We start from the raw sequence: 12,195 nt of genomic DNA on the forward strand, positions 1-12,195 counted from the left end.
CAGCGGGAACCGAGCCAAGGTAGGAAAGCGCCCGAAACGATTGGACTTGCGCACCGCCTTATCTGGCATTTGCAGGAACTGCGCTTTGTTGGCGGGTTCATCGGACGCGGATCTCATACTATGATGACGGAGCCGCCACGGAAACATTCCACTTCGGACGGAGCTTGATCGAAGCCTGTTTGATCGAGCAGCCGGCGCATGGTCAAAGCGTTGCCGGGCGCAAAGCCTTCATAGTCGTTGTTGAAATAAACCCAGGCTCTCCGCGCGCCGCTGTTCTTGATCCTCTCGGCCCATTCGGCTAACTCGCCTTCGGAATAGTCGTGCCTGTACCAGCGCTCCGGACCGTGCATTCGGAGGTAAATATCGTTGGCTGTGCGAACCAGAACGTCCGGAAGCCGTGGACCGCTGCAGGAACAGAATATCGTGCCGCTCTCGCGGAAGGCGGAATAGACGGTCTCGTTCCACCAGCTGGCATGACGAAATTCCACAACGTTGCGTCGCGTGTGGTCGAGCTGGCTCAGAATGGCGCGGAGCCTCTCCTCGGTGAAGCGATAGCTTGGCGGAAGCTGGAAGAGAAAGCACCCCATCCGCTTGCCAAGGATATCGCCGATCAGTCCAAAATCTTTTACCAGGGTTTCGGTATCCCCGAATCTCTTGACGTGCGTGATCAGCTCACAGACTTTTATGGTGTAAACGAACGCCCGCGTTCCGGGCTGACGAAGCCAGGTTTTCACATTCGCGACGGTCGGCCAGGAATAGAAGGATGCGTTTATTTCGACGGTGTCGAACTGCTGCGCATAATGAGTGAACCATTCGGAGGTTGGCATCTCAGCCGGATAGAACTTTCCGCGCCATTTCCAGTAGAACCATCCGGAGCAGCCGACATAGGCGGAGTTCGCCAACTCGGTCGAATGGCGGCCGGGCCCTTTGCCCGCCAGGCGTGCGAGGTGCATTTTTTCCGCGCGCCCCACGTTCTCTGCGCGCTGCTTTTCGCGGCGTAGCCTGCGGCGCTTACGTCGCTCGTCAACGCCTATGTCTTTCCTGGGAACGTTGATGTCCATTGCATAATCTCTGTCCGTCTTAACGGCGATCAGAGCCAATCGCTCCTTAGGCGAAGTGCATTGGCGCGGTCCTTTGTCCGCCCGCCATCGAGGCAGCGCAACTCGGCGATCCAGAGGAAATGGGCGGAAGCGCTCAGCGCTTACCGAAATGCTTTCCAGATGTCGAAAAGCGGACCGCTGCCACCGTAGACGGGATCCTGTCGTGGTTTAGCGACCTTGAAAATGGTTTTGACGGCGTCGGCATGGTCCTCGCTCCTAGAACATTCATCGTATGTGCCGTTGGGCGGGTAGGCGCCGACCACGAGAAAGTCTTCGCTCGCCGCGAGGCACTGGTGACCAGTGCCTGCTGGCAAAATAGCGACGTCTGCCGCCTTGATGGTGAGCGTGCGGCCGCGCTTGCCTCCGAACTGCACCTTTGCCGATCCGCGAGCGACGCCAAGAACCTCATGTATGCGGGAATGGTAATGGGCATAATCGTAGATGCCGTTTCGCCAGGACCCCTTCCAGTTGTTGCGCTCGAAGAGCTCCTCGAAGATTGCGGCCGGATCGAATTCGGCAGGCAGTTTCACGACGCCGCGATAGACGACCAACGGCCAGTGGGGATGATTGGGGATGATGCCGTCGTCCTCGAAGCGGAATGCATTGGCCTTGCGCTGGCGCACCAGCCGACCGAGCTCGTCGCTTGAGGGTCGTTGCCAGCCGGTGATCTTCTCGACGAATATCTTGCCGCGCTCGAGTATGGGCATCATGTTCCTCCCGCCGGTGCGTCCACGGGGTTGAGACGACCAACGGCCGGCCCGTTGAGCACGGTGCCGTCGGGAGCAAAGTGGGAGCCATGACAGCAGCAGTCCCAGCACTGCTCGGTGGAATTCCAGGCCACTTCGCATCCAGAATGCGTGCAGACGGCGGAATTCAGATGGAGCTTTCCAGCCATATCGCGGCAGGCTGCGATCTTGCGCAGTCCGTCCCGCAGGACCCCGCCTTGGCCAGGCGCAAGCTCGGCCAGTGACTTCAAGTCACCCGGAAGCAAATAGCCGGCGAGATTTTTGACCGCGGACAGGTTTTCACGAACATAATTGATCACGCCGGAGGGCGTGTTGCGCGACGGGTCGTAGACCGCGGCCCACGGGTTCTCCTCGCCCGAAATCATATCCTTCACCAGCAAGCCGGACAGCGCGCCATGCGTTATTCCTTGGCCGGAATCGCCGGTGACGACATAGACCGACTTGCTGCCGGGATTGAGGCCGATGAAGGCGCAATAGTCGATGGTGTCCAGAACCTGCCCCGACCAGCGCGTGACCTCTTTGCCCAAGCTTGGCACGAGCGCTCTTATCCAGGCCTCGATTGCCTCGAAACGAATGTCGCCGTCGTCGGATTCGCCGGATTTGTGGTCGGCTCCGCCTGCGATCAGATAGTCAACCGAGCCGGGACCGGGATTCATTCGGACGTAGTGGTAAGGATCGCCCGTGTCCCAGAACAACGCATCGGGGAGCGTACCCTTCGGCAATGTGAAAGCAATCGCGTAGGTCCGGTAGGGCGACATCTTGGTGTGCAGCTGAAAACGATCGTTGATCGGCGAGTTCGTGGCGACGACGGCCGATCCCGCTTCAATCACGCCGCCGTTCTCCGTGGAGACGCGCACGCCGTCCTCAGGCAGTTCCTCGACGGAGGTAGCGGCGCTGTCGGCGAAAATGAGGGAGCCGCTTTCGCGGATCGATCCCGCAAGCCCACGCAGATATCGCAACGGATGGAAAGTCGCCTGGTTGGGGTAGCACAGGACCGGCGCCTCCTCGAAACCCTTGAGCGGCAAGCCAGTTACCAGTTCGACAGCGGCCCCGACCTTTCGTGCCGCATCGAATTCTTGCTGGCGTTGATAGCGGGCGTCCTTGGGGTCGATACCCATCGCCGGAAACAGAAACGCGTCCAACCTGCGAAAATTGCAGTCGATCCGTAACTCCGAGACGTTTTCCTCGATGCGGGCGACGGCGGCCTCCTGACTTTGCTGGAAGAGCCTTGCAACGTCTTCACCCCGCAGGTTGATCAACGCGCTGAGCCCATCGTCACAGATCGGCGCCAGATGCGCCGTGGTTCGCGACGTCATACCGCCGGCGATCGTTCCGCGATCGATGACGATGACCTTCTGGCCGATGTTGGCCAGTTCGTGAGCGATCGACAGTCCGGCGATCCCCGCTCCTATGATGACTGTGTCACAGCTCTTCTTGCCCGAGAATTTCGGCGCATCGGGATAGACGTCGACCTTCATCCAAAGGGATCGGGTGAGTTCAGCGCGCGCGTTCATGCAAGCGTCCCCGAGCGCATCGATCAAGTCGACGCCTTCTCGTTGACTTTCCGTTCGGCGATGGTGGTGAGTTTCTTGTCGGCCGCCTTTTCCTCGTTGAGGGTCGCAGTGAGAAGTCGGGCGACGGCTTCGTTGCCGCTCTGCTCCGCCCACGCAATCAGAGTTCCGTAGCGGGTAATCTCATAATGCTCGACGGCCTGTGCGGCGGCAATCAGGGCGGCGTCGAGCACTTTCTTCTCGGCAACCTCGCCTGCGATCCCGTTGGCTTCCTTGATGATGCCATCGATCGCCGGGCAGGTCGTCCCCTTCGGGTTTTCACCGATAAGCTCGAAGGCTTGCTCCAGCCGTTGGACGTGCTTTTGCGTCTCGGCGAGGTGGGCTCTGAAAGCCGCCGTCAAATCCCGGTTGGTGGCCTTTTCAACCATATCGGGGAGCGCCTTCAGAATCTGTTTTTCAGCATAGTAGATGTCCTGCAAAACGTGCAGGAACAGATCGTCCATCGTCTTGATGTCCTTCGTAAACAGGCCCATAGCGCGCTCCCAATCTCCATTGCCGAAAGATCTTTGGAGAACGCGTGGCGTGACCGCCAGTTCCGGCCGCCAGCAGCAGGCCAGCCGCGCAGGTATGAATTTCGCCGCGGGACTCTGGTGTGGCGAAGTCGCCGGAACGAATGCCGTCGGCTTGTGGGTCAAGGTCAAACGCGGCCTTGTGCCTTCCATGCGAGCGGCGACAAGTATTGTGCTGATCGGCACCTATTGGAATTCGCTACTGAATGAAGCGAGATACCTCGGCGCGCCACCAGGTGTTGGCCGTCGGCGGGCTGGCGATCTAATGCCCCTCATTACCAAATGCGAATGAATGCGGCAGCGCCAAACGTTAGAACTACGCTTGAGAGGCCGCTTGAACTGATGATTATCTTGGCCTGCTTGAGCGTCGGGCCATATTTTTTTCTGGCCCAGACCTCAGCGTCATAGCTGACAGGCCGTTTCTCTATCGGCTTGCTCATCCATCGCTCCCGGAATTCGAAAGCGGTCACAGTAGCCACTGAGCCGCCAAACCAACGACGCATAGCGTCATGGCTACGGTCGAGAGCCACCCCAGGGAACGGAGCCACCCTCGTATGGGGAAGTCTCCCATCGGCCAGCCATAAGCATCATTACGACCATCACCGGCACCGCGCAGGTGCCGTTGATTACGGCGCTCCAATAAAGCGCCTTGATCGGGTCGATTGGCGTGAACATGATGCCGGTGCCAAGAGCCGCGGCCATGGTAAGCGTCCCATAGAAGGCCACTGCCTCCTTCGGTTCACGGGCCAGGCCAACCTTCCAGTGTAGGGCCTCGCCGACTGCGAAGGCGGCCGATGCCGCGAGCACCGGAACGGCCAGTAACCCGGTACCGATGATTCCGGCCGCAAAGATGATGAAGGCGAATTTGCCGGCCACCGGTTCCAATGCCTTCGCCGCGTCCGTGGAAGAGGAGATATCGGTTACCCCTGCCTTGTTGAGCGTCGCAGCAGTGGTGAAGATGATGGCGATGGCAATAAGGTTGGACAGGGCCATCCCAACCAGTGTGTCAGCGCGAATCCGCCCGAACGCCTTTCGAGCCTGCCACGGTGCCCATTTCAGGGGCTTGGCGGAAGGATCGAGCTTTTCCTCCTCGACCTCTTGCGAAGCCTGCCAGAAAAACAGGTAGGGTGAAATTGTTGTGCCCAAGATGGCAAGCAGCGTCGTGAAGAACGTGCCGTTCCATTCGACGTGCGGAATCAACACCCCCTTTGCCGCTTCGCCCCACGGAACGTTTGCAGCGAACATCGCCACGACATAGGCGAACAGGCTAAGCGTGGTCCATTTAAGGATTTTCACGTAACGGCTGTATTTGAGGAACACGATTGCCGCCACGCTGACCAGCGCAAACCCCAGGACATAGACCGAGCTAGGCCCTCCGATCAGAAGGTTGAGCGCATCAGCCATCGCGCTTAAGTCGGCACCAATGTTGATCACATTGGCGGAAAATAGCAGGACAACCAAAAGATAAAGCAGGGGGGCAGGGTAATAGCGAGAAAGGTTGCCCGAGATGCCTTTGCCCGTGGTGCGACCTATCCGAGCCGCAATCTCCTGGATCGCCGCCATAAGAGGAAAAATAAAGAGCATGGTCCAGCCGATGTTGAACCCGAGTTGGGCTCCGGCCTGGCTGTACGTGCCTATCCCTGAGGGGTCGTCATCGGAGGCGCCGGTGATGAAGCCGGGGCCAATAATGCGGAGGAAACGTTGAAATGGCCCTTTGGCAACCGTGTTGCTTTGCTCTCGCTCAATTTCCGAGCTGACATCGGTCATTGCTTGGGCCGTGCAATGCAAAGAGCGGCAGCCACGGCACTTATTGCAGCCAGCACCGGCCCGATCCCTACCGGTTCGAAAGTTGGTCCAAAAATCTCAAGCCGCACGTTTTTGAATGTCGAGCTGTGAGTCACATGCCACCATCGCTTTGGAAGTTATGGAGCCTTCGGTTCAACGATGAGGAGACACGGCGGTTCCAAATGGAGTGGGTCTTGACGACAACCGTAGTGTGGCGGTTACGCTCCCATGATCGTAGGAGACGACCGTGTCGTGGCGGTGGTGGAGGCGCCGGCCGTCATTGATACAATGGCAGTGCGATCTGGATGATGGCGATCATGCGCCTTGACGATGACATTGTGCGTCGGCGCCAGGTGCGACCAGGCCTCTCGCCTAGCAACCTGAATGCCCCAGTCTTGTTCCGGAGCGGCCAGCGAGCCTGAGCTTCAAAGGAGTGTTATCGTCCAGTAGCGGACCACAATATTTTCCTGCCGAAAGACATGCTCCAGGTCGCCCTGTCGGCGCCGCCAATCTGAAACATCCATGCTTGGCGTCATCACCTCGAAGATGACGATATCGTCCCTGTCTGTTTTTCCGCGGTCGTTCCAAAGACCCTCCGCAGGCGCCTGGAGATAGGCCGTCACGCCATCGAAGCGACCCGCCAGTTCTTCTTTCAGGCGGTCGAAATCTCTTCGGGGGTACGGTTGACCCTGGTTGTCTGATAGAGGCAACAGGATTTGGATGAGATACATCTTAGTCACCGCTATGCTGCGGACACCAGGAGAAGACTGATCTGCGAGGTCAGGCCAGCCCCTCTGACCGCGTCTCTTCGACACGCGAGGGACATCAGACAGGACGAGGGTCGCTGATATCTTCAGAGCTATGACGGACTTCGTCGGCTAATCTCAAGGCCCGCTTCTGTCACCGGATGACCAAAGCGCCCGCCGTGGACGACGAGCGCTTCGGGTAGTTCTTTACTTGCTGATGACTATCCGTTGCTTATCGCGGTTTTGGGCGTAAGTGGCCTTGTCGTAGGCAGTCTGCGCCTCCAGCTGCTCCTTGGTGAAGTTCGTGTACAAATAGCGGTTGCCGTTCTTGTCGGTCATGAACTTGAGGTTCTCCATGCCGACGGCGACCTTCTTTTCGCCAATGCCCAGGAAGCCGCCTACATCAACGATTATCGAGTCGACCTTCTTGTCGCCTGTCAGGATCACGTCGCCGATCTCGCCGACCTTCGCATCATCTGCGCCATAGACGTTGGTTCCGATCAGATTTGCCGCGCTGATTTTGTCTGACGGCATTTCGGTCAAGCTCGACTTGTCGATCGAGGCCGTCGCAGTCGTATCGGTTTTGGCAGTTGTCGCTTGAGTGTCCGCCGTGCTTTTGGTCGGCTGGGTCGTCGAGGCTGCCGCAGGATCGTAGGCCGTCGTATCGAAATTAGGCTGAGCATTAAGCTCATCCTTGGTCGTCTTTGCGACCAGCCAGCGATCGCCGTTCTTGTTGATCCATTCAAGCTTGTTGAAATCGTAGGCGACATTTTTTTCGCCCACGCCGAGGAAACCGCCGACGCCAATGACGACGAGTTTGGCGTTCCCGTTCTTGTCGAGGACGATGTCATTAACATCGCCGATCTTCGTCGCGTCATCTGCGGTGCTGTCGTAAACCGCGGCTCCCATGATCTTGGAGACGAGCTTGCCATCCGTGACCGGAGCAACGACCTCCGTCTGGGCAGCGGGTTTGGCGGTATTTGCGGCGTAAGCACCGGCGGTGCACAGCACCGTCGACATGAGAGCGGCCGTGGCCACCGTAGCCAGTATCTTGCGGACCATGTGAAATTCCTCCTGTTGCCTTGGTTGATTGACCGTCGGATCTGCCAACGTCATTTCTACCAACGAAAACAAAGGCCCTACGTTCCGGGAGTGGGTCCATGATCCTACCGGCATAGACTGAAGCCTCACGCAGAACCTGATGCTACATCGGGCGTGAGGGGCGCGGATATGTTTCCGGCAAGGAGCCCGGCCGCGGATCGCGTTCCAGGCAGCGCATCGTGCTAGACCGCCGCTCGTTACGCGGCTCTAGGGCTCTTCGCAGGCGAGTGACGGTTGCCGCCGTTGCGGGCGGACTTGCGCTTTGAAAGATGCGCAAGCACAGCCGTCAAACCCATGGCGTTCAGAACCCGATCTCTGGGGATACCTCCCTTGCGGGCCATTTCGACCCCCCAATGCACGTGGTCGAGTTCGCGGATTGAATGGGCGTCCGGATTGATGCTGAAGATGCAGCCGTAGTCGAGGGCTTTCTGATGCCAGCGCCAGTCGAGATCGAGCCGCCAGGGATGCGCGTTGATTTCGACAGCGACACCATATTTCGCGCACGCTCTGAGGACCTTGTCGACGTCGAGCTCGTAGCCGGGACGACGCAACAATTGGCGACCGGTCATGTGCCCGATAATTGTCGTCAGGGGGTTCGCGATTGCCTCAATGATACGGTCCGTCTGCTCCTTCTTCGGCAACTTGAAGCCGCTGTGCACGCTCGCGACAACGAAATCGAACTGCTTCAAGACGTGGTCCGGATAATCCAATGAGCCGTCGGCGAGGATGTCTGCCTCAATGCCCTTCAGGACACGGAATTTTCCGCCATACCTCTTGTTCAGCCGATCTGCTTCACGGTGCTGCTCGGCAATCTCCTGCAGTGTGAGGCCGCCCGCGTAGTGGGCAGACTGCGAATGGTCGGCGACACCAAAGTAGTCGAACCCGCGCTTGCGCGTCGCTTCAGCCATTGCCTCTAGCGTTTCGGTGCCATCGGATGCGGTCGTGTGAGAATGCAGGATACCATGCAGATCTTCATCCCGGACGAGGGTAGGGAGTTGCCGCCGCGCTGCCCGCTCAATCTCATCCCTGCCTTCGCGCAGTTCAGGTTCGATGAACTGCAGGTCCAACGCTCCGTAGATTTCCTCCTCTGTCGCTGATGCGATCAGCTTTCTCCCGCGGTAGAGCCCATCCGCCTTGAGGGCGAACCCTCTTTCGGCCGCGTACATCTTCAACTGCGCAAGATGGGCCGCCGAACCCGTAGTTTCGAGGAGGCTCGCGCCAAAGTGCTTCTTGTCCGTGACGACAAGCCTGAGCGTGGACTGCTCGATTGCGGTCCGCTTCTTGCCCAGCGCGACCAGCGCGAGGTCAGCAACAAGTTCGCAACCGCGCCGGAAATCACCGGCGATTTCCACACGCGATAATTCGGGATGCTCTTGCTTCACCGATAGGATTGCATGCTCAAGGAGTGCGGCGACCTTGTGCAGGTGAAGCTGTGTTTCGCCGCTTCGAACGATAGCCAGGTTTTGCAGGATTTTTGTCTGAAGTGAAGCACCAAGGCCTTTGACAGGCCGGATGCGATCTGCCTTTGCCGCGGCTTCGAGCTCGGCCAACGAGTTCACACCGAGCGCCTGATGGAGCTTCAGGATCTTGTCAGGCCGCAGGCCAGGTATTGTAAAAAGCTCCATCACACCTGCCGGCACCTCCTCGCGCAGCGTCTCAAGGCGTGGATGCGTACCCGTTTCATGGAGCTTTCGCACAATGTCCGCGATCGCGTCCCCGATTCCCGGGATTCTGGTGAGGGCGCCCGCGGCGATGATCCGATCAAGCGGCTGCGACAACGCAGCCAGACTATCGGCCGCGCGCAAGTAAGCCTTGGTGCGATAGGGATTGTCTCCGCGCAGCGACGTGCGATGTGCGTATTCCCTAAGCAGACTGGCGACTGTCCGCGGATCGGTTTTGGCCATGGTCAAGGCAAACGGGGCCAATCTCCGCAGGTTCCAATCGGGGCAAGGCAGCGAAGCCCCCAATCCAGCCTCGCTTGCCTTTCGCGGAGTGGGGCTACAGATCCGGCAATGATTGGTCGGCTCGACCCCATCCCGCCAGAGATTTGCTAACTGCGCGTTTCTTCAATTCAGGAGCATCGCCGACGTGGAAATGCGAGGGCGCATCAATCGTCTTCATCTCCGCCCAGGCGATCGGCGCCGCGACCGGAGCGCCAGGTCGGGACCTCGCGCTATAAGGCATGATTGCGGTCGCCCCACGCTGGTTGCGCAAATAGTCGACAAAGATGCGACCCTTGCGGCGGGCCTTCGACAACGCGGCCGTGAAGTGAGAGGGATCGCTTTGAGCGACCGCTTGAGCGAGGCGATGCGCAAAGTCTTTCACTTGCGGCCACTCGGCCTGTGGGGTGAGCGGCGCGATCACATGCACTCCTTTGCCTCCCGTCAGCATCGGGAACGTCGTAAGTCCCAGCGATTTCAAAATATCACGAAACTGGAAAGCGGCGGCGCGGACGGCTTCGAAATCGAGACCCTCATCCGGGTCCAGATCGAAGACGAGGCGGTCTGCCTTTTCGACATCCTCTATCCGAGCGCCCCACCCATGCAGCTCGATCGTTCCCATCTGGACGCAGGTCATCAGCCCATCGGCGTCGTCGACATAAAGGTATGGCTCCTCGTGACCGTCCTTTTCCATGATGCCGACATGGTGGACTTTGTCGCCAAAGCTCCCGGCATCATGCTTCTGGAAAAAGCACTTCTTGGCCCGGCCCTGGGGACACCGAACAAGGCTGATCGGCCGACTGCCGACCCAAGGCAACATGATCTCCGCGACGGCCGCATAGTGGTCGGCAAGCTGGCCTTTGGTGATATTGGACTCCGGATAGATCACGCGGTCACGGTTGCTGATAGCGATGGTGTTCGCCGGCGCCGCGGTCAGCTTGGCTGTGCGACGTTCCGTCTCCAGCACGACCGCGGCCGCCTTCTTGTCTTCGCGCAGACCAAGGTAGCTCGGATGTCTCAACGTTCCTTCGTTGGTCATCTCTGTGAAGGCAATCTCCGCCACCAACTTGGGTCGAAGCCAGTGTGCTCCGCGAACTTCGGCTCGCGGCGCCTCGACGGTCGCGGCCTTCTGCTCGAGTGGTGCCATGATCTTCATGAGGCGGAAAAGCTCAGCTGTGTCGAAGCCAGTGCCGACTTTCCCCGCATAACGCAGCTTGCCGCCGTCATGCACTCCAAGGATCAATGACCGGAACGCGCGGACCTTGTCGGACGGCGTCCAGCCGACAATCACAAACTCCTGCCGCTTGATGCACTTGATCTTGAGCCAGTTTCCACCTCGGGCCGCCACATAAGGAGAATCGGAGAGCTTTGAAACCACCCCCTCGAGACCAGCTGCGCAAAAGCGCTCGAGCAACTCTTCTCCGCGACCCAGGATATGATCGGAATAACGAAGCACCGGGTTCTTCGCGGGCAAAATGGCCTGGAGCTTTTCCTTGCGATCAAGGAGAGGACGCCTGGTGAGATCTTCGCCGTCAAGTTGAAGGAGGTCGAAGGCATAAAAGTCGATGGTCGACGGCGCACCCTTCAATGCGTTTTGAAGGGCCTGGAAGTTTGATCGTCCGTTTGCATCGACAACGACGGCCTCGCCATCAATCAGGGCGGACCCGACCTTGAGCTTGCTGGCTTCCGAAAGAATGGAAGGAAAACGGTGAGACCAGTCCAGGCCAGATCGCGTGTAGGCACGCGCTTGCCCGCTGCCGACGGCGACTAGAATGCGATAGCCGTCATATTGCATTTCGTGGAGCCAGCGGTCGCCGGCAGGGACGACGTCTACGAGCGTTGCGAGCTGGACAGGCCGAAAAGTGGGCAGTTCTGTATTGGCTGGGTCACGCGTAGGCGACTTCGCTTGACGAGCGGTTGACCCCTGAATTGCTTTACGCGACGTTGGCTTGACCACACTCACCCGCCCCATCCCACGACGAAATGGTTTAATCGCGTCCAACGCACGACTGCTTCTTTAGTTTCGCTGCGAGTGGAGCTTGTCTCCGTCATTGCCGAGTCGCTTGCAGCGGCTCGGCCGGCTCTCAGCTGGATCCGTACTGGCTGCTTCCCTCCACCATCTTCCCACATGGCCATATTGGATCGTAACGAACTTTGGCATTTGCGAGATCTCCTTTTAGGGGTTTCGACGTGAAGCGTGGGCGACGGCCGCAAGCAGTCTTTCTGCAAGTGCGATCGCGCGATCGGTCTTAACCGACGTCGATCCAGGCGGGTGCGTGATCGCTCGGCTTTTCCCATCCACGGGTCTCGACATCGACACCCGCAGCCAGAATGCTCTTCGCAAGGGACGGGCTTACGAGCAGATGGTCCATCCGCAGGCCTGAGCTTCTGTCGTAGCCACCGCGATAGGAAAAGTTCCAGTAGGTGTATATGCCCTTGTCTGGATGGATACGACGCATCGCATCCACCCAACCCAAGGTTAGCATGTGGGCATAGGCTTTCCTGTTTTCGGGGAAGAAGACGGCATCGCCCAGCCAGCGCGCCGGAACAACGGCGTCTATTTCGGTGGGCACGACGTTGTAATCACCACAAAGCACCGTCCGCTCGCCCAACAGCGACTGGCTGTAGGTGACGAGACGCTCGAACCAACGGAGCTTGTAATCGAACTTTGGCCCTGGCGCGGGATTGCCATTGGGC

General features: G+C 58.9%; 10 protein-coding genes and 1 pseudogene. 1 reads left to right on the forward strand and 10 read right to left on the reverse strand.

All coding sequences use genetic code 11. The features are described from left to right. Positions 1 to 113 precede the first annotated feature (113 nt). The 4 genes from EN738_RS00800 to EN738_RS00815 all read right to left on the reverse strand — a co-directional run bounded on the left by EN738_RS00800 (position 114) and on the right by EN738_RS00815 (position 3,890). Positions 114 to 1,061: a DUF72 domain-containing protein gene (locus EN738_RS00800; RefSeq protein ID WP_127282035.1), complete on the reverse strand. Its 948-nt coding sequence runs from the start codon at positions 1,059 to 1,061 to the stop codon at positions 114 to 116. Between the two features lie 140 nt (positions 1,062 to 1,201). Then, positions 1,202 to 1,723 (reverse strand): cupin, encoded by a 522-nt coding sequence (locus EN738_RS00805; protein ID WP_348629070.1) that lies wholly within the window; start codon positions 1,721 to 1,723, stop codon positions 1,202 to 1,204. Positions 1,724 to 1,806: 83 nt separating this feature from the next. Further along, positions 1,807 to 3,360, reverse strand: a complete 1,554-nt coding sequence (locus tag EN738_RS00810) for an FAD-dependent oxidoreductase (protein WP_127282037.1) — start codon at positions 3,358 to 3,360, stop codon at positions 1,807 to 1,809. A 23-nt stretch (positions 3,361 to 3,383) separates the two neighbouring features. Then, positions 3,384 to 3,890, reverse strand: coding sequence for a ferritin-like domain-containing protein (locus tag EN738_RS00815; RefSeq protein ID WP_127282038.1), 507 nt, complete (start codon positions 3,888 to 3,890; stop codon positions 3,384 to 3,386). Between the two features lie 49 nt (positions 3,891 to 3,939). Here EN738_RS00815 and EN738_RS00820 point away from each other — a divergent pair, with 49 nt between their 5' ends. After that, entirely contained in the window at positions 3,940 to 4,218 is a 279-nt protein-coding gene (locus tag EN738_RS00820) for a hypothetical protein (protein ID WP_127282039.1), read from the forward strand. A 174-nt stretch (positions 4,219 to 4,392) separates the two neighbouring features. Here the strand turns inward: EN738_RS00820 and EN738_RS00825 are convergent. From EN738_RS00825 to EN738_RS00850, 6 genes and pseudogenes are all read right to left on the reverse strand, one after another. Further along, positions 4,393 to 5,693: pseudogene (locus EN738_RS00825) on the reverse strand (divalent metal cation transporter). A 443-nt stretch (positions 5,694 to 6,136) separates the two neighbouring features. Next, positions 6,137 to 6,442 (reverse strand): hypothetical protein, encoded by a 306-nt coding sequence (locus EN738_RS00830; RefSeq protein WP_127282040.1) that lies wholly within the window; start codon positions 6,440 to 6,442, stop codon positions 6,137 to 6,139. Between the two features lie 222 nt (positions 6,443 to 6,664). Then, complete coding sequence (locus tag EN738_RS00835; RefSeq protein WP_127282041.1) at positions 6,665 to 7,519, reverse strand: PRC-barrel domain-containing protein; 855 nt, start codon at positions 7,517 to 7,519, stop codon at positions 6,665 to 6,667. A gap of 236 nt (positions 7,520 to 7,755) precedes the next feature. After that, complete coding sequence (locus EN738_RS00840; RefSeq protein ID WP_127282052.1) at positions 7,756 to 9,462, reverse strand: DNA polymerase/3'-5' exonuclease PolX; 1,707 nt, start codon at positions 9,460 to 9,462, stop codon at positions 7,756 to 7,758. Positions 9,463 to 9,556: 94 nt separating this feature from the next. Then, entirely contained in the window at positions 9,557 to 11,470 is a 1,914-nt protein-coding gene (gene ligD / locus EN738_RS00845; RefSeq protein WP_127282053.1) for a DNA ligase D, read from the reverse strand. 277 nt (positions 11,471 to 11,747) lie between these two features. Continuing rightward, on the reverse strand, positions 11,748 to 12,195 hold a 448-nt coding region (locus EN738_RS00850; RefSeq protein ID WP_189605687.1), incomplete at its 5' end, for an exodeoxyribonuclease III.

Source organism: Mesorhizobium sp. M4B.F.Ca.ET.017.02.2.1, from assembly GCF_003998955.1.
Classification (GTDB): Bacteria; Pseudomonadota; Alphaproteobacteria; order Rhizobiales; family Rhizobiaceae; genus Mesorhizobium; species Mesorhizobium abyssinicae.